Below are 20,325 nucleotides of genomic sequence, written 5' to 3'. Positions count from 1 at the left end.
GCGATCACGTGCGGACTTTGCGGACGAACACCGTCCCCGCAGAATAGCCTGCGCCGAAGCTGCAAATGATGCCGGTATCGCCTGCCACCAGGTCTTCGCTGTGCAGGTGGAACGCGATGATCGAACCTGCGCTGGAGGTATTACCATAGGTATCGAGCACGGTCGGGCTCTCGTCTTCGCTCGCTTCGTGGCCGAGCACCCGCTGCGCGATCAGCCGGTTCATCCCGGCGTTGGCCTGGTGCAGCCACAGGCGCCGCAGCGATTGCGGCTCGATCGAAAGACGCTGCGCTTCGTCGGCGATCATCTGTGCCACCATCGGGACGACTTCCTTGAACACCTTGCGCCCCTCCTGGACGAACAGCTTGTCAGGCGCGTCGGCGGTCTCGGGATGCGCCCGGTTGAGGAAACCGAAATTGTTGCGGATGTTGTTCGAGAACACGGTCTTGAGCTTCGTTCCGAGAATTTCCCAATGGTCCGCCGGCGCAAGCGATGCATCTTCGACGAGTACGGCGGTCGCGACATCGCCGAAGATGAAATGGCTATCCCGGTCGCGCCAGTTGAGGTGGCCGCTGGTGATTTCCGGGCTGACGACCAGCACGCTCTTCGCATTGCCTGCCCGGATGTAGTCGGCTGCCGTCTGGATGCCGAAGGTGGCGGATGAGCAGGCGACGTTCATGTCGAAACCGAAGCCCTCGATGCCCAGCGCCTGCTGGATTTCGATCGCCATCGCCGGATAGGGGCGCTGCATGTTCGAGGCGGCGCAGAGAACGGCGTCGACATCCTTTGCCTCGCGCCCTGCCCGCTCCAGCGCCTGCCGCGCCGCCTTGACGCCGATCTCGGCCATGATCGAAGGCTCGTCGTTCGACCGTTCGGGCCAACGCGGTGCCATGCACTCGATATCGAGCACCGGTGCCTTGGCTATCACATGGCGCGACTTGATCCCGCTCGCCTTCTCGATGAATTCGACCGAGCTGGGTTGCAGAGGCTCGACCTCTCCGGCCTCGATATCCGCCTGATTGTCGGCATTGAACTTCGCGACATAGGCATTGAAGCTCTCGACCAGTTCGGCATTGCTGATGCTCTCGTCCGGCGTGAACAGGCCGGTCGATGAGATGACGGGTTTGTGCGTGGGTTCCATGGCGCGTCTGAGTAGTGCGCCGCGCGGCCCCGGGCAAGGGAGGTTGCGAGCGGAGGTTGGCCGAACCCGCGGCGCTATTCGACCCGGAAGCGCGCCCTTAGCGTGAAGCCTGTCGCCGGTGCAAATGTCCCGCCCGGCCGGATGCGGAAGTTGGTTATTGCCGCATCGCATCCATCCGCATCGGGCACCGGCACATAGGTCCATGTGCTGCCTCCGTCGGACGAGAACTCGAGATTGTCGGTCGCCGAGGACAGGTTCGTATAACTATAGGTCAGCCCGGAGGTCGGGCTACCGTCGGTAAATTGCACCGGCCCGCCCGCACCGTAGGTGGTCAGGCACAGCTTGGCATCGGCAGGGGCATTATCGCGTACGAACACGGTGCCGGTATCGGCCGAGCTGTCGCCGGTGTTCGAGACCGCGATGATGTATTCGATCAACGCGCCCGGAATGGCCTTGGCATTGGTCGCACCCTCGATCGGGTTCGAGATGACCGCGCTGGTCTTGGTCACCGACAGCGTGGTGTAAGGCAGGCAGAAATTGATGTCGTGGATCGAAATCGCCTGCTGGCCGGGATTGGCCGGGGCGAGCGAATGGTTGCCGTATTCGATGATGATCGTGTCGATCGCGCTGGAGAACGTCACCGTCAGATTGCCGTTGGCTGACGTGTTGTCCGAGGCAAGATCGCCATAGGCGGAATTCCCGATCACATAATTGGCCACGCCATTGGTCAGCGTCGGCAAGACGGTCGTACCCCGCAGCGATCCGCGCACGGTGATGCGGTCGGCAAACTGGGCTGCCCCAAAGTCGACATCGAACACCGAAAATTGCGCGCCGGCCATAACCCGAGGCAATGTAATCGTCGTCGTGACCACCGAGCTCTGGTTGGGCAGGTCGACCAGCTGGATCAACGAGTTCTGCGCCGGACTGAGCCCCCCCGTGACAATGTTCTGCAGGTTCGGCGATTGCCCCCCAAGTCCCGCGTTGTTGAGCCATGTTCCCGGGTTGGTGAGTACGAAATTCGCGTTTCCGAGCGAACCCAGCGCATAGCTGTTGCTGGTGCTTCCCGCTGTCCAGGTCCTGGTGTCCCAGTCGAACAGGATTGTGCCGTTGGGGCAGAACAACGTCGGTGGTGTACCCGCCGTGCGCGTCCCCGCGACGACGAAGCTTGAGGTCGCATAGTCGTCCTCGCTGGTGATGCCGTTGTTCACGGTCGAATCGCTGTCGCCTATACTGCTCGCGGTTATCTCGGCATTGTTGGTGATCGTTGCCCCTGCCGTCGCGGTGATCGTCCCGACGATATCGATCGTCCTGGTTTGCCCCGGAGTCAGCGAGCCAACCGTCCAGTCCCCGGTCGCCGAATTGAACGTGCCCGAACCCGATGCGGATACAAAGGTGAAGCCCGCAGGCAGGTAGTCCCGCACCACTACGCCGGTCGCGGTGTTGGGCGAGCCGGACGCATTCGTGGCCGAAAGGCGCCAGGTCACCGTCCCCCCATTGCTCGGAGCGGCACCGATCAGCGTCTTGGTCAGCGACAGGTCGGCAAATGCCGGCGGCGGCGAGGTAAGATAGAGATCCGCCCGGCGGAACGAACCGTTGTCGGCCGAGGGAAACAGGTCGCAGATCTCGAGCCGCCAGGTTCCGGCGGAGTTCTCACCGTTGAAGGCAGACAGCGGATTGTTGGGGCTGAAAGTGTTCTGGTAGGGCGGCGCCGTCGTCGAATGGTTTCCGGTCGGGCTATCGGTATTCACGACCTGCACCGCAGCATCGTCGAGCAGGACGTTGAAATTGTCGCCGCTGATCGTATTCGTATCGCCATTGACCAACTGCACGCGCGTGCCAGCGGGAGACTCCAGCGTTATCTGCAAATCACCGCGCCAGGTGTGGGTCACAAGAACCCCGAGATTCACGTCGGTTACCGTGTAGCTCGTCCCCACGGTGAAATTGCGTACCAGGGGAGCCGTGCAAGTGGTCGTGTTGTTGATCGTCCCGGTGGTCGCATTCGAATAGGTCGTCGTGGTCTGCGCCAACGCCGGCGATCCGAGCAATGCGGCAAGGCATGCGAGCAAGGCGCAAATGAGCCTTGCTGCATGGCCGACGAGATCCGCACGATCGAAATTGCTGCCCATATCGGGCCGATAGCGCATGATGGTTAATGGCGAGTTAGGGATAAACGGCTGGGTCATCGACTGTGCCTAGCGCCCGAGGCCGAGGAAGCGGAAGCTGTCCGCATCGAACTTCAGCCGGACCGAAGCGTAGATCCCGTCGTCGGTGTTGCGCGAAGCCGAGAAATCCTCGTCGTGGAAGCCTTCGATGTTGTAGCCCACCGTCAGCAGCACGCCCTTGGCCGGGGTGAATCCAATCTGCGGACCGTAGGAGTAGCTGGTCACATCGTCTTCGAGGTTGGCGCGAACGGTGCCGATAACGCCGATCTCGAACTTTTCACCGATGCCGATCCTTGCCTCGCCGCCCGCGAGCAGCGAAGTGCCCGACAGGTCGAAGCCTTCGAAGCGGTCGAAATTGTAGCGCGCGCCAACGAACAGGCCATATTCGTCACGGCGATACTGGTTGCCGTCATCGTCGATCCCGCGCGGCGACCAGTTGGTCGAAAGGCTGGCAATCAGGCGCTGCGACTTCGCGTCGCCGTCGATCAGCAGCGCGGTCCGACCGCTCGGCCCCGTTTCCCCGGCGACTGCATTGGTCACGATATCGCTGCGGAACTCGAGCTTGCCGAGCAGGGCGAATTCGGAATCGTCGGGGCGATGCGCAAAGGCGATGGCTGCATCGAGAATCTCCGTCGATGCCGAATTCTCGCCGTTCGCCTTGGTCCAGGTAAAGCCCGAGCCGACCACGCTGCCCTCGCCGAGCTGGCGGATTGCGCCGAAGGTGAAGCCCTTGCGATCGGCGAATTCGCCATCGCGATACTCGCCGCGTGCGGTCGCGCTCCACCGGTCCTTGCGCCAGGCTGCGCCGAGGGTGACAGCGGTGAAGTCCTCGAACAGCGTGCCGTCCTGGCCCAGGTGGCCGCCGCTCGAAACCGGCTGCGCAGGGTTGACGATATCGCCGACCGGGCCGCCGCCGCCGATTGTGCGGCTTCCGTCGACGGTCATGTCGAGCGTCAGCGAGGGCGAGACCTGCAGCGATTGCGAAAGTCCGAAGGCGGCAAAGCTGCGATCGCCATTCTCGTCGATCCGCTGCTTGCCGAGCGCGGACACGACTTTGGCACCCGACCACGGCGTGACTTCGACCCCGCCGCGCAGGGTGCGCGCGTCGATGTTCTCGCCATTGGCAATCTCGTATAGCCCGACCAGCCGCACATTGGGGCTGATCGCATAGCGCATGCCGAACTGGTGCCGCTCGGGCAGATCGACCGATTCCGCATCGTCGAGCGCCAGGCTGGTGCTGGCGCTCAGCTCCAACTTGTTGTCGAACAGGCGCTGGGTCGCGCCGCCTTCGATCACGGTCGAGGTGTTGCGCGAACCATCGGGCAAGCGATCGTTGAAGTGTGCCAGCCCGACCCGCAGGTCGGTGTTCTTCGAGGTGTAGCCCAACTGCACTTGCGCAGCGCGGCGGCGGGCGTCGTCGGTCAGGCTGTCATCTTGCCAGGTGCTGGCGAGGATCGAGAGGTGCTCGTCGAGCTTGACCCGTGCATCGACCCCGAACTTGCGCCGCCCCAGTTCCGCGCCGTTCTGCTGGCCCACGCCGTAATCGGCATCGAGCGAGCGGGCATAGGCCAGTACGTCGAGCTTGCCGGTCTGGTGCTGCGCCTCGACCAGCCAGCCGTTTGCGGTCTCGCCCTCGCTGCGGCTCAGCGCGAGCTCGGCGCGGATTTCGGTCGAATTTCCGAGCTTCGCCCGCAGATCGACCGCGCCCATATCGGTGCGCGCGCCCTCGCCCTTGTCCGAAATCGCCGTCGCGCCGATGCGGATCCTGCCGCTGCGGTCGGTCCAGTCGGCGCGCAGACCAGCGTTCCACTCGCCGCCGGCCAGCGTGTCGATCTCGTAATCGATCACGATGAATTGCGGATTGAGGTCGAAGTCGCGGCTGAGGATCGGCTGCTTGAAGGTGATCGTGCCCGACAGCAGGTCGATGTCGTAGTCGATGAAACGCGTAAGCTGCGTCGACGAAACGACCAGCTCCGAACGGAAACGGTCACGCACTTCGAGCGTGACCTTCTCGCTGTTCGCCACGATCGCGCGGCTGCCGAGGCGGTAGGGACCGGTAATGCCCTGCCCCTGGATCTCGTCGCGGCGGAAGCGCGTGGCGATCTCGGCCGCGAAACCCTCCGCGTGCACGGCACCGAAGCGCCCTTCGGCCTTCACCCCGGTCGCGGTGCGGTTGTAGCGGGCGAGCCGGGTCTGGTCGAAGCCGGTCTCGAAGTCGCCGTAGAGCGCGTAGAAGGTCGCGGTTTCGATGCGGACATAGAGCTTCTCGCGCGACGCCGCATCGAAGCGGCGGCTCGAACCATCGGCAAACACGGTGTAGTAGGCATCGGGATCGAGCGCGCCGAGCACACGCTGGTCGTCGCGCTGCTTGGCGCTGTCGTAGGCGAGCGTGACGAGGTATTTCCCGAGCACCCGGCCCTTGGCATAGAGCGCGACACGTGCATTGTCGCCCAGATCGCTGTCGAACCGGCCGCTGCGTTCCATGTTGTCCGCCACGGTGCGTGCCCCGACCGACCCTTCGGCCAGACCGATCACGGTCCATTCGATGTCACCCGGGACGATCCACGCCTCCAGTTCCTGCTGGCGGGCGATCTCGCCGTCATCGAAGCGGAAGTCGAGCCGCAGCGAGCCGCTGACCATCGTCGGTGCGAGTTCGATCAGGGCGATGCCCTCGTCGCCCTCGATCACCCACCGCGCGGAGGAGGTGCCGAGGCCGGTCAGCTGGTTAAGCTGCTGGCGCTTGAGCTGTTCGGCGCTCTGGTATGGCGCACCGAGCGTGAAATCACCCGAAACGCCTTCGCGCAGCGGGCGGTTGTTGCGATCGAGCACGCGGATTGCGACCACCGGCCTGGTCTTCCCGTCGGCAACGAGGTTCGACTTGCTTTCGACCAGCTCGACCTTCGCCGGGGTGGTGGTGAAGAACACTTCGCGGGTGATCGTCTCGTTGATCTCGCCGAAGGAGTTGATGATGTCGGCGCTCAGAACGGTGCGTTCGTTCACCAGCGGAACCCCGCGCCACATGCTGACAGCGTATTTGCCCTTTTCGGAACTGCGGGTGCCGTCGAATGCGAGCGGGTCGACCGGCTTGCCGTCGACGCGCAAGGCAATGGTCTGCCCCTTGCGGTGGCGGATTGCGACGCGGATCGCGGGAGCGCGCGGGTTCGGGCCGATCTCCGGGGTCAGCCAGCCGTCCGGGCCGTCGCCCAGCGCCAACCAGTCCGTATCCGGGGCGGGGGCCGAAGCCTCAGATGGTGCGTCGGTTCTTGCTTCGGCATCCTGCGGTGCTTCGGCGGCATCGCCCGGCTTCTGCGCCGACAGCTCTGCCAGATAGGCTTCAGACACGGTGGCATGGAAATCCGCCACGGCAAGCGATCCGCCCTGCCCGGTCACGAAGCGCGAAATCGCGCTGCCCGCGCTGCGGGTGGAGCGGTGGCAATCGACGAACTCGCCGCCTTCGGGCAGCGTCATGCGCGAGGCTTGGACCACATGCGTGCCCGGCACCACGCCTTCGAAATGATAGCGACCGTCGGCATCGGTGACCGCGAAGCTGCCGTCTTCCATCATCACCCGCACGCCGGGGATGCCGATGCGTGGTTCAGTCAGGCTGCAGGCCCCCGCCGTTACGCGGCCGATGATCGTCATCCGACCGGCAATGGTTTCCCGCTCGATTGCGACAGAGGCCGAAGCGGTCGCCATCCGGCCCAGCGAGTCGGTTGCATCGGCGCGGTTCACCGCCTGGCCCGGAGGGGCATCGGCGCGCACGACCATCGCATAGGTCACGCGCTTGCTCTGGCCACCGGCGATGTCGCCCAGGCTGAAGGTCAGCAGCGAACCGTCGGGCGAAGTCGAGACGGCAGCGGGATCCGCCACACCGTCGATGCGCACCGAATCCGTCCGCAAACGCAACCAGCGCGACGGGCTGTCGGCGACGGTGACACCGCGCTTGACCCGTCCGGCATCCTGGTTGCGTACGGTAATGCTATAGAACACCACATCGCCCGGCTGCGCCGAGGCGCGCGACGCGGTCTTGCTCAGGCTGACGGCGAGGCTGGGCCGATCGAGCGGTATGTCGATCTGGACCGGAGTGGGGTCGCTGAGCTGGAATGTACCGCCGTAAGATCCGTCAACGATGATAAACGGCCGCCCGTCGGGCCGCGTCAGCGTTGCAAGCTGCGGCGGCTGAACGATCGACGGCGCGGTGTAGGGCGTCGGTGGCTGGATGGTCAGGCGATAGGTCCCGAGCGCGGTCAACGGGAACCAGTACTCCCCTGCGCCCATAAGGTAGGCATTACCCGCCCCGTCGGTGATCGACTGGCCGGAAATAACGGTTGAGGGCCAGGAGGTTACACCATCCTCGGCGAAAACGGTTGCGGGCTGCCCGGTCGCTGCATTGACCAGCGAGACGACTGCGCCGGAAACCGGCTCGCCGGTTTCGCTGTCGAACACCACACCGAAGGGATCGGCCAGAACCTCGACATCGGCGTGGACAATCGTTGCGGTACCGCCGGGCTGGAGCGCCGAAATGCCGATCGTCTGACCGTCGGCGATGCTCAGACGGCAATCGCTTGTGGTGGGCATGGGCGGCATCCGGACAGTGGGAATGGCCCCCACAAAAACTCCCGAGTCCGGCCCGGTCTCGAAAATGACCAGTTCTTCCCGGTCGCCGGCCGAAGTTTCGACGATAACGGAAAGTTGGTCGACTGCGCCCGGATCGAGATTGGCTGCCGCGGCGCGGATCTGGAAGATCAGCGTCTGCCCGGCCGTCAGCACCGATGTCTCGGTCACGGAAGTGACGACCTGTCCCGCCGATGCGCCGGTGGCAGTGATCGACTGGTTGCCGCACCGTGTAGGTGAGTAGGAAATATCCGACCCACTGCCAGGCGAAGGCCTGAAGGTACGTATTTCAGGGGGAGATTCAGCGACCTGGAGCGTGACCGTGTTCGACGCGGTCGCAAACTCGGTACCCTGGAATGTCCACCTGGCTTCGGCAATATTGGTAATGGTTTGTGCGCTGGCCGCCCCGGGCACGACGAATGGCAGCAGCACTAGCAAGAGTGCTGCTGCCCATTCGCGCAAAGAGGGGTGCCTACGCACCGGTATTCAATCCGCCGACTATCAGTCGATGGTTACGCGGAAGTAGACCGAGCGAGTCTCGGTCGCCGCGATGTCGCTCAGGCTCGCATCGATTTCATGCGTGCCTCCGTCGTACGTGCCACCTGCAACCCCGCTGGCGCACGACGCGTCGCCGTCCACGAAGATACCGAAGGCTGCAAGATAGCTGACATCGGCCGGAAGCACGTCGTTGACGGCAACGTCGGTGGCCGTTGCCGCGCCCGAAGCGTTCGACACGGTAATGCAGTACTGGATCGTTGCACCCGGAATGGCTTTCGGGTTGGTCGTCCCGTTCACCGGATCTTCGATGATCGAGCTGGTCTTCGACACGGTGACAACTGCACCGGCAACGACGTAGCTGTCGGTATCGGCGTGGTCGCCCTGGTTCGCACCGTCATCGCCCGAAGCCGCGGCATCGGCGAGCACGGTATCGACCCCGGCGGTGTTAGCACCGGCAGTTGCGGTGAGTTCGGTACCCAGCGCACTGGCCGAACCGCCGGCATGCGCATCGGCGACGAGTGTCACGTCCGCAGTCTGGCCGTTGGTTGCCGTGATCGGAATATTGCCCACCACATGGACAACCACGGATGCATCTGCAGCGATTTCATCGAGGTAGGTGACAATGGTGTCGCCGGCATCGAACACGCCGTCGCCGTCGTCGAGGTAGAACACGGGGCTGACAATATCGAAATCGTCGGTCGCCGACTGCACCAGCGACAGGTTGAAATCGACCGTGTCGTTGGACAGGTTGGTCACCTGGAAGGTGGTCGCCTGCGCGGTCGAGCCCGGTGCGACGCTGGTCGCCGCACCGCCGACTTCGGCAACCGTCACATCGACCCTGCGGTCGACCGTGAAGGTGTCATCGTCGGTAACGGCAGTCTGCGTCACGCCACCCACATCGAAGGAGACGGAAACATTGTTGGTAATGGAACTGCCGGCAGCGGTGCCCGCTGCCAGCACTGGGCTGGAGGTAAACGCAATGAGCGCAAATGCGCTTACTGCCCCCAGCAATTGCTTGCGGTGTGTCATCGGTTTGGTCCTCTTTGTCTACCATCCGCGTAAGTTGCCGCCCGGATGGCTTGGCGGTTACCTTCCGCTGGTCAGCGGATGATTGCGGGAAACTCGAGCCGTCCGGTCTCGCCGGGCGCGACCATCGCCAGCGTCCAACGGACATGGGTGACATCGGCATGGTCGGCGGGCCGTGCGCTACCGTCTTCGGCTGCGACTGTCAGAGCGGAGAGCACGCCCCAGCTCTTGCCGCCGTCGACCGAGACGACCAGCGAGGGATCGGCATCGGGCGCGAGACGGACTGCGCTGGATACGGGGCTCGTTACGACGAAATTCGGGACAGCTTCCGGGCCACTGTTCCGATAGATCCTGCCGAAAACCAACCGATCGCCTGGTACGATCAAATCCGGCTCGACCCTCTCGACGCGCGAGTTGCCATCTGCATCGACAACAGACTTCTCGAGCTTCAGATCGACCTCGATCGAGATCGGCATCTCTTGGGCAACCGTCGGACCAGCGAAGAGTGCCAGCGACAGGGCAGGTGCTAAAATCTTCAGAAGGAATGCCATTTTTCAGACCCTTGGTGTTGTTATTTCACGTTCAGTCGATGCTGACTTCGAAGGTGACGGCGTGGCTCGAACCGCCAGCGACCGTGCCGAGATCGACGCTGATGCCGCTGGCCGAAGCCTCGCCGGCATCGTCGCCGCTCGCGTCGGTCAGCGCAGAGCTGTCGAGCGCGAGTGTTCCGGTGCGATAGGTGGTGCCGGCCGGTATGACGTCGGAGACGACCAGCCCGCTGACCGATCCGCTGCCGGAGACGACCGCTGTGATGGTATAGGTGATGGTGGAGCCGGGAACCGTGCTGGTCCCGCCGAAGGGATCCGCAACCGTGGCGGACTTGGTCAGGTCGACGGTGGTGATGCCGACGATCAGCGAGCCGGTCGCATTGTCCGACGCACCGCCTGCGCCGACCACGGCGTCGCTGCCGTCAACGCCCTGGCCAGCAAAGGTCGTACCGGGCGCCCCGGTTCCGGTTACGGCATCGGCGCGCAGATCGACCGTGGATTGGTCACCATCGACGACCGTCGGAGGGACGGTGGCGAGGACGAAGACCGTGAGGTTCTCGTCCGGATCGAGCAACGCGGTCGTTTCCGGCCCGGTCAGGATCTGGTCGATGCCGGGATCGTAAACACCGTTGCCGTTGCTATCGACGGCGATACCGTCGATCGCCGTGTCAAAGTCGTTCCCTCCAACCGCAGGATTGGCGGTGAGTGTGTAGGCTTCCGGGCCATTACCCGTGTTCGTGATTTCGAAAGTCAGGACCACCGATCCGGGCGTTGCCCCGATCGGACCGGAGTCGAGCGACGATACGGTGACGTCGAGCAGTTCGTCGACTTTCAGCGTCACCGTATTCGAATTGATCGTCGTCGGTCCTTCGCCCGCGTCGTAAGTCGCGGTGGCGGTGTTTTCGATCAGGGTGCCGGCATCGACCCCTGCTGCACTAGCCGAGACTGGCAGCGCAAGCAGCAGGGAGGCGGCGACCGCACGTTCGAGCGATATGAGTTCACGTTTCATGGTGAGCGATCTACGCAGTGGGACCAAAGATTTCGTTAACGCTGTCTCTTTGGAGTTGCCCCGCCTTGAGGACCCATCTGGTCCCAAATCGCATTAACCAAGGAGAGCGGAGACCTGATCAATCACGGTGGTCGGTCAGCCTTGCCAACCATTCGATGCAAACGATTGAAATTTCAGGTGACGCAAGATGCCCTGCGCGGCCCCGTAGCGCGACTTCGATGCGCGATCCTTTTCCAAAGCGGCGCTTTGGAGGGACCTCATCGGCGATCGTCATGTCTGAGATGCGGGCAAGTGGTGGACAGGGCTGGATTCGAACCAGCGTACGCTTGCGCGGGCAGATTTACAGTCTGCTGCCTTTAACCACTCGGCCACCTGTCCACTTGGCTTGCCGGATGGCGATGCGAAATCGCCTGAAAGCGCGGCCCCACAGGGGGGGCCCTCCGACCGAGAGGCGCCCCTTTGGCGAAGCGGCGCTTGCCTGTCAATGGGGGGGCTGGCATGGCGCGGCAACAATGACATATCGGAACGGTTTTGATGGCGAAGAGTGAACGCAAGCGTGCCCTGCGCGGCAGGGCAGGACGGATGAAAGGCGGCCGCGGCAGCGGACAAGCCAGCACCGGCAGCGTACGTCTGTGGGGTCGTCATGCGGTCGAAGCGGCTTTGCTCAACCCCAACCGCGTCCATCGCAAGTTGTGGGCTACCCGCGAAGGTGTCGCGTCGCTCAACGGTGAGTTGCCGCCCGATTTCCCCGTCGAATATGCCGATGTGGCAGATCTTGCGCGCCTCGTGGCTCGCGACGCGCCGCATCAGGGGCTGGTGCTCGAATGTGCGGGCCTGGAGGATGTTTTCCTCGACGAAGCAATCGAGCAGTCGGACGGCGGCCCCCTGGTGTTTCTCGACCAGGTGACCGACCCGCACAATGTCGGCGCGATCCTGCGCTCGGCTGCGGCTTTCGGTGCGGCGGCGATCGTTACGCAGGACCGGCACGCACCGCCCGAGTCGGGAACCGTCGGCAAAAGCGCTTCCGGTGCGCTCGAAGTCGTACCGTGGGTGCGGGTGGTCAATCTCGCCCGCGCGCTCGAAGAGGCGGCAGACGCTGGCTATTGGCGGATCGGGTTGGCAGGCGAGGCGGAAGATGATTTCGCATCCGTGCTGCCGACCGGGCCGGTTGCCATCGTTCTGGGTGCCGAAGGCGAGGGTCTGCGCCACAACATCGCCGGCCATTGCGATGCGCTGGCGAAACTGCCGATTTCGAGCGCGATCGAGAGCCTCAACGTCTCGAACGCAGCCGCGATTGCCCTCTATGCGGTCGCCACCAGAAGGAGTATGCCCGACTGATCGTTCGGGAGGGTACACCATGGCTTTCTTTCGTAATGCCAGACATTTCGGCATCGTAGCTCTCACAGTTGCGAGCCTTGCACTGTCCAGTTGCATCCTGCTGCCAGGCAAGTTCGCCTCGACGCTCGACTTGCGGTCGGACGGGACCTTCACTTTCACCTATGATGGCCAGATGCTGTTCCTGCCGATGAGCGAGGAGTTTGCGAGCGAGGAACCGGGCGATACGCCGGTGGACGAGGCCGCAATTGAGGCCGGGTGGGAGCCAAGTTGCTTCGATGAAGAAACCTACGAACAGCGAGACTGCACCGAGGAGGAAAAGGCCGAGAGGATTCGCCAAGACGAAGAATTGCGCGCAGAAATAGCAAGGTCCGAGAAGGAACGGAACGAACAGATGATCCGCCTGCTCGCCGGGATCGACCCCAAGGATCCCGAAGCGGGCAACAAATTCGCCGCGCAGCTCGAGCGTCAGGCCGGGTGGGAGAGCGTCGTCTATCGCGGCAACGGTGTGTTCGACGTCAAGTACCGGATCACCAGCCGGATCGATCACGACTTCGCTTTCCCCTCGATCGAGGGGATGAATTTCATCCCGCCCTTCGTGCAGATCAACCGGCGCGATAGTGGTGCAGTCCGCATCAATGCGCCGGGTTATTCGGCGCAGGCTATCACGAACGGGCTTAGCCCGGCCTTCCTGCTGTTCGGACAGAGCATGGGTGCATCAGACCCCATGGCCGGCAAAGGCGATGACGACATGATGCAGTTCATCGACGGAAGCTTTGTGGTGACCACCGATGGGGAAATCCTCGCCAACAACACCGACGAAGGACCCGTGGCAAGAGGTTCCGACAAATCGCTGGAATGGAAGATCAATTCACATGCTTCGCAGGCGCCGACGGCCTTGATCCGCATCCGCTAGTGCTTTCCTGACGCAGAAGGGGGCGACCGGTCTGAACCGGCGCCCCCATTGTATCGCCCTCAGTCGGTGACCGAAGGGGTAAGCCTGTTCGATCAGTTGACCGAGTCTTTCAGGCCCTTGCCAGCCTTGAACTTCGGCTGGTTCGACGCCTTGATCGTCATCGGTTCGCCGGTCCGCGGGTTGCGGCCGGTCGAAGCCTTGCGCTTGGCGACAGAGAAGGTTCCGAACCCGACCAGCCGCACTTCGTCGCCCTTCGAAAGCGAACGGGTGATGGCGTCGAACACGCCCTCCACCGCGCCAGCGGCATCGCTCTTCGACAGGCCGCTCGATTCGGCAACGGCGGCGATCAGGTCGTTCTTGTTCATCGTTGTTTATCCCCCAATTGGTTCGCGGCCAGCACTGCGCTGCTGCCGGGGAAGCGTAGACTCGCTTCTTGCGAAAGCGCGATACAAGGGATTTTTGCCCTGCCTGTCAAAGCCATTTCGCCACGGCATTGTCCCAAAGCGAACGATTCACCGCGTTTTGCGACGAACCGTGAGGCGTCTCGGCGGAACCTTAGTGTGCCGTAGGGGAAGTGCCCTCGCCCTGACCAACGACACCGACCGGCTGGCTCGCCAGGTCGTCGGCCTCAGTCCATTCGATCGGAACCGGCACGCTGACCAGCGCACGCGCGAGCACTTCATCGACGTGAGCGACAGGCACGATTTCCAAACCTTCGGTAACATTTACAGGGATTTCGGCGAGGTCTTTCACATTATCCTCAGGTATCAGCACGGTCTTGATCCCGCCCCTCAACGCCGCCAACAGCTTTTCCTTCAGCCCGCCGATCGCCAGCACGCGGCCGCGCAGGGTAACCTCACCGGTCATCGCGACATCGGGGCGTACGGCAATCCCGCTCAACGCCGAGACAATCGAGGTCACCATGCCCACGCCCGCGCTCGGTCCATCCTTCGGCACTGCGCCTTCGGGCAAGTGGATATGGATGTTGCGGCGCTGAAAGATCGACGGCTTGATCCCATAGTGCGGCGCTCTCGCCTTGACGAAGCTCAAGGCGGCGGCGACCGATTCCTGCATCACCTCGCCCAGCTTGCCGGTGGTCTTGATCTCTCCCTTACCGGGCGTGGTGACACTCTCGATCGTCAGCAGCTCGCCGCCGACCTCGGTCCAGGCAAGCCCGGTGACCGCACCGACCTGCGGCTCGTCATCCGACATTCCATGCTTGAATTTGCGCACCCCGGCGAAATCAGCCAGATTGTCTGGCGTGATGGTGACGCTATCAGCTTTCTTTTCAAGAATTTGACGAAGGCTTTTGCGAGCAAGTCTAGCTATCTCACGCTCCAGCGTACGCACCCCGGCCTCGCGGGTGTAATAGCGGATCAGATCGCGGAGGCCCTCTTCCGTCAGGGTGAATTCGCCTTCGGTCAGCCCATGCGCTTCGACCTGCTTGGAGATCAGGTGACGCCTGGCGATCTCGACCTTTTCGTCTTCGGTATATCCTTCGAGCCGAATGATCTCCATCCGGTCGAGCAACGGCTGCGGCAGATTGAGGCTGTTGGCGGTGGTGACGAACATGATATCCGACAGGTCGATATCGAGCTCCAGGTAATGGTCCTGGAACTTCGAATTCTGTTCCGGGTCCAGCACCTCGAGCAGCGCCGACGCCGGATCGCCACGGAAATCCTGACCCAGCTTGTCGATCTCGTCGAGCAGGAACAGCGGATTGCTCTTGCCCGCCTTCTTGAGATTGGTGACGATCTTGCCCGGCAGCGAGCCGATATAGGTCCGCCGGTGGCCGCGAATTTCCGCTTCGTCGCGCACCCCGCCCAGACTCTGGCGAATAAATTCGCGCCCGGTCGCCTTGGCGATGCTCTTGCCCAGCGAGGTCTTGCCGACACCCGGCGGGCCGACGAGGCACAGGATCGGTCCCTTGAGCTTGTTGGTCCGCGCCTGCACCGCAAGATATTCGACGATCCGGTCCTTGACCTTTTCCAGCGCGTAGTGATCCGCGTCGAGCACTTCCTGCGCCTTGGCGATATCGCGCTTGAGCTTCGATTTCTTGCCCCAAGGCAGGCCGAGCAGCACATCGAGGTAGTTCCGCACCACGGTCGCCTCGGCGCTCATCGGCTGCATGGCCTTGAGCTTCTTGAGTTCGGCGGTGGCCTTGGCCTTGGCTTCCTTGGAGAGCTTGAGCGTATCGATCTTTTGCTGCAGCGCGGCCATTTCATCGGCTTCTTCGCCGTCCGCACCCAGCTCGCTCTGAATCGCCTTCAATTGCTCGTTGAGGTAGTATTCGCGCTGGGTCTTTTCCATCTGCCGCTTCACCCGGCCACGGATCTTCTTCTCGACCTGGAGCACCGACAGCTCGCCCTCCATGAAGGACATCACCATCTCCAGCCGCTTGAGCGGATCGGGCTCGGTCAGCAGCGCCTGCTTGTCCGACACCTTGGCCTGGACGGCGGCGGCAACCGCATCGGCAAGCGCACCGGCGTCATCGATCTCGGACAGGTCTTCGGCCGCGTCGTCGCCCAGCTTCTTGTTGAGCTTGGCGTAATCCTTAAAGTGCTCCACCACCGATCGCATCATCGCGGTGACTTCGCTGCCCGAGGCGGTTTCCTCGTCGAGCACACGGACATCGGCAACCACCATGTCGTCGGCGGACTTGAGCTGTTCGAGCTGCGCGCGGGCCTGGCCTTCGACCAGCACGCGGACGGTGCCGTCGGGCAGCTTGAGCATCTGCACCACCTGCGCGACCACGCCGATATCGTACAGGTCGTCACGCTCGGGATCGTCGCAGCCCGGATCGAGCTGCGCGACGAGGAAGATATCCTTGTTCCCTTCCATCGCGGCCTCGAGCGCAGCGACAGACTTGTCGCGCCCGACGAACAGCGGGACGACCATATCGGGAAACACGACGATGTCGCGAAGCGGAAGAAGGGGAAATGTGCTCATGCGGCGAATATGGGTAGCCCCGCCCCGCCCTGCAATGCCGCGCAGGGGCGAAGCTGTGGACGCGCCGCAACGGAGGGGGTGTTGACAGTGTTGACAATGAGTCGCGGTGCGGAAGTTGACAAAGTTGACGCCGTCCCCGGCTTGTGGGTCATCCGGCTCATTGCGCAAACCGGGGTGTTGACACGTGTGACACTGCTATCCTGTGACTTGGAGACGGCATTCATGAGGGTTCCGGCCTGTCCAATTGAAACACAAGGGTCATTGCGCAATTACCCCGTCTCGCTGCGCCAATATACGCGCGCACGATGTTGAGTCTGAGACGATGCGAACCGATCGAGCCATACTCACTTCATAACGGAACACCGGCTTGTAGGACAGGGATCTCAGCTCCAGACGGCCAGGTCCAGCTTATCGATTTCATCCGAGATGTTTGGATGCTTGCGCGCAATGTAGCGGTGAGCTGCCTTGTAATCCTTGCGCAGGTAAGCTTTCAAATATGGGCCGAACTCCGCTTCCATGTGGAAATGGCAGATGAATATCGCCAGAGCCGTCACGAGTGCGTTTTCAGACAGATAGCCCGCCGCCTCGGATTGCCAGCCGTGCATTCCGGAATCCTGAAACTGCGAAAAATTGCGCGCACCGTTCGCAAGAAAAATGCCGAACCCGAGATAGACCGCCGCACAATCGGTCGCATGCTCGTGTAGATCGGGCCCTCCCGGTGGGTCGCCCAAATCGTTGATCAACAGGTGGGCCAGTTCGTGCGCAAAGGTCGCAACCAACTGATGAGGCTTGTTCAACAGTTGGGGATTATAGTGAATTACAGGCGCATTGCCCTCGATCGAAAACGTACCGAGCGCCTGATCGTTCGAGTATTCCCCAACAGCCAAACCGGGGTACTCGACATCTGTTCGCGCATCACCCTTCACCAGTTCGCAATGCCACTGTTCCAGGCCGGCAAGCCGTTTGGTCGCATCAAACAGTTCTCGCGCCGTCGAAGCGCCTAGCAATGCCGCGTCGCTCGGCAGAACCAATGTCGGTTGGTACCCGATTTTTCGGTCACGTCTGCCGATTGTCGAATGCAGCCATGCAAAGCAGGCCAGCAGCCAGTCGAACTCTTCCCGATCGACGGGTAACTTTGGCCCAAACAATCCCAAAGTTGAGAGTCCGGACCTAATCCCTGAAGCTCGGATCGATCCGGTCGAGTTTTCGCAGCAATGAGGGCCAGGCGAGGCCGTCGGCGACCATGCCCATGCCGGCCGACGGGGTCTGGCTTTCTACCTTCTGAGGCGTGCCCTGCGGCGGGTTGTTGAGGTTTTCGCGCCCCGCGCTCAGCATCAGCACCTGCGCCTCGCAAGCGCGCTCGATGAAATAGAGCCGCAGGAAGCACTGGCCGACGGTCTTGCCGATCGCCAGCGTGCCGTGGTTGCGCAGGATCATCGCGTGCTTGTCGCCCATATCCTGCACCAGCCGCTCGCGCTCCTCGAGGTCGGTCGCGATGCCTTCATACTCGTGATAGGCGATGTCGTGCCGCGCGATCATCCCGGTCTGGGTGTGTTCGAGCAGGCCGAATTCCATCGCACTAACCGCCTGCCCGTGCGGGGTGTGGAGGTGCATCACCGCATGGGCATCTTCGCAGTTCATGTGCAGCGCGGAATGGATGGTGAAACCTGCCGGATTGACCGGATGGCTGGTCGGGATCACCGGCTGCCCGTCGACATCGATCTTGACGAGGCTGGAGGCGGTGATTTCCTCGAACATCATGTCGTAGGGGTTGATCAGGAAGTGATGCTCCGGCCCGGGAACGCGCGCCGAGAGGTGGGTGAAGATCAGGTCGTCCCAGCCATAGAGCGCCACCAGCCGATAGGCTGCGGCAAGATCGACGCGCACCGCCCATTCCTCCGCCGAAACCTGCCCGCGGACGTCGGCGTCGCTGCCGCTTGCGTTGTCGTTCATCAGGGTTGCCATGGCGCTCTCTCCTTCAGTCTCTTTGCGCAACCGATAGCACGCTTGTGCGCGCTTACATACCCGGCAGATTGAACCCCGGCGGCAGGCCCATGCCGCTCTGCAGATTTTTCATTTCATCGTTGGAGACCCGGTCGGCCTTGTCGCGCGCGTCGTTGAAGGCGGCGGTGACGAGGTCTTCGACCATCTGCTTTTCTTCCGGCTTCATCAGGCTCTCGTCGATCGAGACACCGAGAATGCGGCCCTTGGCGCTGGCGCGGACCTTGACCAGACCGCCGCCCGACTGGCCTTCCACCTCGATCGCGTCGAGCTTGGCCTGCATCTCGTTCATCTGGGTCTGGATGGTTTCGGCCGCCTTCTGCGCGGCCTGGATCATTTCTTCCATCGATTGCATGTGATGTTCCTTGGGGTCTTCAGGCTCTTTTGCCCCAGGCGCGGTCGCCTGCGGCGGGGGGATGTTCGTCTTCGACCAGCTCGGCCTCGGGGAAGACCGCGAAAGCGGCCTCGACCAGCGGATGCGCGCGCATCTTCGCTTGAGCTTCGGCCTTGGCGATCTCGCTGAGTTCGCGCAGCGACGGGGTGCCGCCGGCGGGGAGCATAATGACCTCCCACCGCTCACCGGTCAGCTTGAGCAGCGCATCGCGCAGGTCGGGCGAAGGATCGCCGGGATAACCGTCCACAAGGGCAAAGGAAAGCTTCCCCGGCTCAAGCGTCTCGACCCGGACCCAGTCGTGCATGATCTGCGCCACGCGCAGCTGGCCCGCTCGGTCGATCCGTTCGACCAGGCTCTTCCAGTCGAGCGACCCGGCGGGCGCCGGGGCCGCCCCGTTCGATGGGGCATGCGACGGGGCCTGCACGCCCGTCTCGGCGAGATGCTCGAGCTTTTTCGCCAGCTTGCCCGGATCGGGCAGGTCGGCGGCGTGGAGCACGCGCAGCAACGCCATTTGCGCGCTGACCAGCGGATCGGGCGCATTGCGCACCTCGTCGTGCCCCTTGAGCAGCAATTGCCACAGCCGGTGGAGCTGGCCCGCGCTCAGCCGCCCGGCCCAATCGGCCAACGCGGCGCGTTCGTCGGCGCTCGGCGCATCGGGTTCGCCGCCACCGATCTGCGCCACGGTGATGCGGTGGACGAGGTCCATCAGCCCGCGCATCAGCGCCAGCGGTTCGACTCCGAAGGCATATTGCTCATCGATCCCGGCCAGCAACCCCTTGGCATTGCCGTCGAGAATGGTGCCGAGCAGGCGGCGCTGCGCGCTCTTGTCGGCAAGCCCGAGCATGTCGCGCACGCGCTCTGCCGTGACCTTGCCCTCGCCGCCCAGATCGGCATGCGCGATCGCCTGGTCGAGGATCGACAGCCCGTCGCGCACCGAACCCTCGGCGGCGTTGGCGATCATATGCAGCGCCTCGTCCTCCGCCTCGATCCCTTCCTCGCCGCACACCCAGGCAAAATGGCTCTGGAGCAGATCGGTCGGGATGCGGCGCAGGTCGAAGCGCTGGGTGCGGCTGAGCACGGTGACCGGCAGCTTGTCCACCTCGGTGGTCGCGAAGAGGAACTTTACATGCGCAGGTGGTTCCTCAAGTGTCTTAAGCAAAGCATTGAAAGCATTGCGAGACAGCATGTGAACTTCGTCGATGATATAAATCTTGTAGCGCGCGCTGACCGCCGCATAGCGCACCGCCTCGATGATCTCGCGCACATCGTCGACCCCGGTGTGGCTGGCGGCATCCATCTCGATCACGTCGATATGGCGACCCTCGGCGATCGCGGTGCACGGCTCGCACACGCCGCAGGGGTCGATCGTCGGCCCGCCCTGCCCGTCCGGCCCGATGCAGTTCAAGGCCTTGGCGATCAGCCGCGCGGTCGAGGTCTTCCCCACCCCGCGCACCCCGGTCATCAGGAAGGCATGCGCCAGCCGGTCCCGCTCAATCGCATTGCCGAGCGTGCGCACCATCGGTTCCTGCCCGATCAGCTGGCTGAAGGTCTGCGGGCGGTACTTGCGCGCCAGGACGCGATAGGGTTGGTTCGGCGCCTGCTGCGGGGCGGACCCGGGAGCAGCCGGCTCCGACGCGCCGAACATCGAATCCTGCCCCGCCGCCTCGAGCTCGGCGGCGCTCGGCTTTTCCTGTTCGACGGGAGGGGTTTCGGAATCGGGCATCAAGGTCAATCT

General features: G+C 63.1%; 15 protein-coding genes and 1 tRNA gene. 2 read left to right on the top strand and 14 right to left on the bottom strand.

The features are described 5' to 3' along the window. Window positions 1-4: 4 nt before the first annotated feature. From NSO95_RS03260 to NSO95_RS03225, 8 genes are all read right to left on the bottom strand, one after another. The gene (locus NSO95_RS03260) at window positions 5-1,138 is read right to left on the bottom strand and encodes a beta-ketoacyl-ACP synthase III (protein ID WP_257594720.1); all 1,134 of its coding nucleotides are present in this window, start codon (window positions 1,136-1,138) and stop codon (window positions 5-7) included. Between the two features lie 74 nt (window positions 1,139-1,212). Continuing rightward, the gene (locus NSO95_RS03255; protein ID WP_257594719.1) at window positions 1,213-3,321 is read right to left on the bottom strand and encodes a proprotein convertase P-domain-containing protein; all 2,109 of its coding nucleotides are present in this window, start codon (window positions 3,319-3,321) and stop codon (window positions 1,213-1,215) included. Window positions 3,322-3,330: 9 nt separating this feature from the next. Beyond that, on the bottom strand, window positions 3,331-8,346 hold the full coding sequence (locus tag NSO95_RS03250; protein WP_257594718.1) for a hypothetical protein: 5,016 nt from the start codon (window positions 8,344-8,346) through the stop codon (window positions 3,331-3,333). A 69-nt stretch (window positions 8,347-8,415) separates the two neighbouring features. Next, window positions 8,416-9,441: a hypothetical protein gene (locus tag NSO95_RS03245; protein ID WP_257594717.1), complete on the bottom strand. Its 1,026-nt coding sequence runs from the start codon at window positions 9,439-9,441 to the stop codon at window positions 8,416-8,418. A 71-nt stretch (window positions 9,442-9,512) separates the two neighbouring features. Continuing rightward, entirely contained in the window at window positions 9,513-9,989 is a 477-nt protein-coding gene (locus NSO95_RS03240) for a hypothetical protein (protein WP_257594716.1), read from the bottom strand. A 31-nt stretch (window positions 9,990-10,020) separates the two neighbouring features. After that, window positions 10,021-10,995, bottom strand: a complete 975-nt coding sequence (locus tag NSO95_RS03235) for a hypothetical protein (RefSeq protein ID WP_257594715.1) — start codon at window positions 10,993-10,995, stop codon at window positions 10,021-10,023. Between the two features lie 118 nt (window positions 10,996-11,113). Beyond that, window positions 11,114-11,269, bottom strand: coding sequence for a hypothetical protein (locus tag NSO95_RS03230; protein ID WP_257594714.1), 156 nt, complete (start codon window positions 11,267-11,269; stop codon window positions 11,114-11,116). Window positions 11,270-11,287: 18 nt separating this feature from the next. After that, window positions 11,288-11,373, bottom strand: a tRNA-Tyr gene (locus tag NSO95_RS03225). A gap of 156 nt (window positions 11,374-11,529) precedes the next feature. Here NSO95_RS03225 and rlmB point away from each other — a divergent pair. Together rlmB and NSO95_RS03215 are read left to right on the top strand one after the other, a co-directional pair. Further along, window positions 11,530-12,333: a 23S rRNA (guanosine(2251)-2'-O)-methyltransferase RlmB gene (gene rlmB / locus NSO95_RS03220; protein WP_257594713.1), complete on the top strand. Its 804-nt coding sequence runs from the start codon at window positions 11,530-11,532 to the stop codon at window positions 12,331-12,333. A gap of 19 nt (window positions 12,334-12,352) precedes the next feature. Then, window positions 12,353-13,246 (top strand): hypothetical protein, encoded by an 894-nt coding sequence (locus NSO95_RS03215; RefSeq protein WP_257594712.1) that lies wholly within the window; start codon window positions 12,353-12,355, stop codon window positions 13,244-13,246. Between the two features lie 92 nt (window positions 13,247-13,338). On the opposite strand, the gene NSO95_RS03210 is transcribed toward NSO95_RS03215, so the two are convergent. From NSO95_RS03210 to NSO95_RS03185, 6 genes are all read right to left on the bottom strand, one after another. Then, window positions 13,339-13,611 carry an HU family DNA-binding protein gene (locus tag NSO95_RS03210; protein WP_257594711.1) on the bottom strand — a complete coding sequence of 91 codons (273 nt, stop codon included), beginning with the start codon at window positions 13,609-13,611 and terminating at the stop codon, window positions 13,339-13,341. A 190-nt stretch (window positions 13,612-13,801) separates the two neighbouring features. After that, window positions 13,802-16,195 carry an endopeptidase La gene (lon, locus tag NSO95_RS03205; protein WP_257594710.1) on the bottom strand — a complete coding sequence of 798 codons (2,394 nt, stop codon included), beginning with the start codon at window positions 16,193-16,195 and terminating at the stop codon, window positions 13,802-13,804. 383 nt (window positions 16,196-16,578) lie between these two features. Then, window positions 16,579-17,343, bottom strand: coding sequence for a hypothetical protein (locus NSO95_RS03200; RefSeq protein WP_257594709.1), 765 nt, complete (start codon window positions 17,341-17,343; stop codon window positions 16,579-16,581). A 22-nt stretch (window positions 17,344-17,365) separates the two neighbouring features. Then, the gene (locus NSO95_RS03195) at window positions 17,366-18,160 is read right to left on the bottom strand and encodes a class II aldolase/adducin family protein (protein ID WP_257594708.1); all 795 of its coding nucleotides are present in this window, start codon (window positions 18,158-18,160) and stop codon (window positions 17,366-17,368) included. A 52-nt stretch (window positions 18,161-18,212) separates the two neighbouring features. Further along, entirely contained in the window at window positions 18,213-18,551 is a 339-nt protein-coding gene (locus NSO95_RS03190; protein WP_257594707.1) for a YbaB/EbfC family nucleoid-associated protein, read from the bottom strand. A 19-nt stretch (window positions 18,552-18,570) separates the two neighbouring features. Beyond that, window positions 18,571-20,313 carry a DNA polymerase III subunit gamma/tau gene (locus NSO95_RS03185; protein WP_257594706.1) on the bottom strand — a complete coding sequence of 581 codons (1,743 nt, stop codon included), beginning with the start codon at window positions 20,311-20,313 and terminating at the stop codon, window positions 18,571-18,573. Between the last annotated feature and the right edge of the window lie 12 nt (window positions 20,314-20,325).

Source organism: Parerythrobacter lacustris, assembly GCF_024626475.1.
Lineage (GTDB): Bacteria > Pseudomonadota > Alphaproteobacteria > Sphingomonadales > Sphingomonadaceae > Parerythrobacter_A > Parerythrobacter_A lacustris.
This window is presented reverse-complemented; position numbering and strand designations above follow the sequence as displayed.

Excerpts from the sequence above, each read along its gene's own strand:
- NSO95_RS03240 (WP_257594716.1), bottom strand. The coding sequence starts at position 9,989 with ATGGCATTCCTTCTGAAGATTTTAGCACCTGCCCTGTCGCTGGCACTC.
- NSO95_RS03185 (WP_257594706.1), bottom strand. The coding sequence starts at position 20,313 with ATGCCCGATTCCGAAACCCCTCCCGTCGAACAGGAAAAGCCGAGCGCC.
- NSO95_RS03215 (WP_257594712.1), top strand. The coding sequence starts at position 12,353 with ATGGCTTTCTTTCGTAATGCCAGACATTTCGGCATCGTAGCTCTCACA.
- NSO95_RS03255 (WP_257594719.1), bottom strand. The coding sequence starts at position 3,321 with ATGACCCAGCCGTTTATCCCTAACTCGCCATTAACCATCATGCGCTAT.
- NSO95_RS03195 (WP_257594708.1), bottom strand. The coding sequence starts at position 18,160 with ATGGCAACCCTGATGAACGACAACGCAAGCGGCAGCGACGCCGACGTC.
- rlmB (WP_257594713.1), top strand. The coding sequence starts at position 11,530 with ATGGCGAAGAGTGAACGCAAGCGTGCCCTGCGCGGCAGGGCAGGACGG.
- NSO95_RS03210 (WP_257594711.1), bottom strand. The coding sequence starts at position 13,611 with ATGAACAAGAACGACCTGATCGCCGCCGTTGCCGAATCGAGCGGCCTG.
- NSO95_RS03190 (WP_257594707.1), bottom strand. The coding sequence starts at position 18,551 with ATGCAATCGATGGAAGAAATGATCCAGGCCGCGCAGAAGGCGGCCGAA.
- NSO95_RS03235 (WP_257594715.1), bottom strand. The coding sequence starts at position 10,995 with ATGAAACGTGAACTCATATCGCTCGAACGTGCGGTCGCCGCCTCCCTG.
- NSO95_RS03260 (WP_257594720.1), bottom strand. The coding sequence starts at position 1,138 with ATGGAACCCACGCACAAACCCGTCATCTCATCGACCGGCCTGTTCACG.
- lon (WP_257594710.1), bottom strand. The coding sequence starts at position 16,195 with ATGAGCACATTTCCCCTTCTTCCGCTTCGCGACATCGTCGTGTTTCCC.
- NSO95_RS03230 (WP_257594714.1), bottom strand. The coding sequence starts at position 11,269 with ATGACGATCGCCGATGAGGTCCCTCCAAAGCGCCGCTTTGGAAAAGGA.
- NSO95_RS03245 (WP_257594717.1), bottom strand. The coding sequence starts at position 9,441 with ATGACACACCGCAAGCAATTGCTGGGGGCAGTAAGCGCATTTGCGCTC.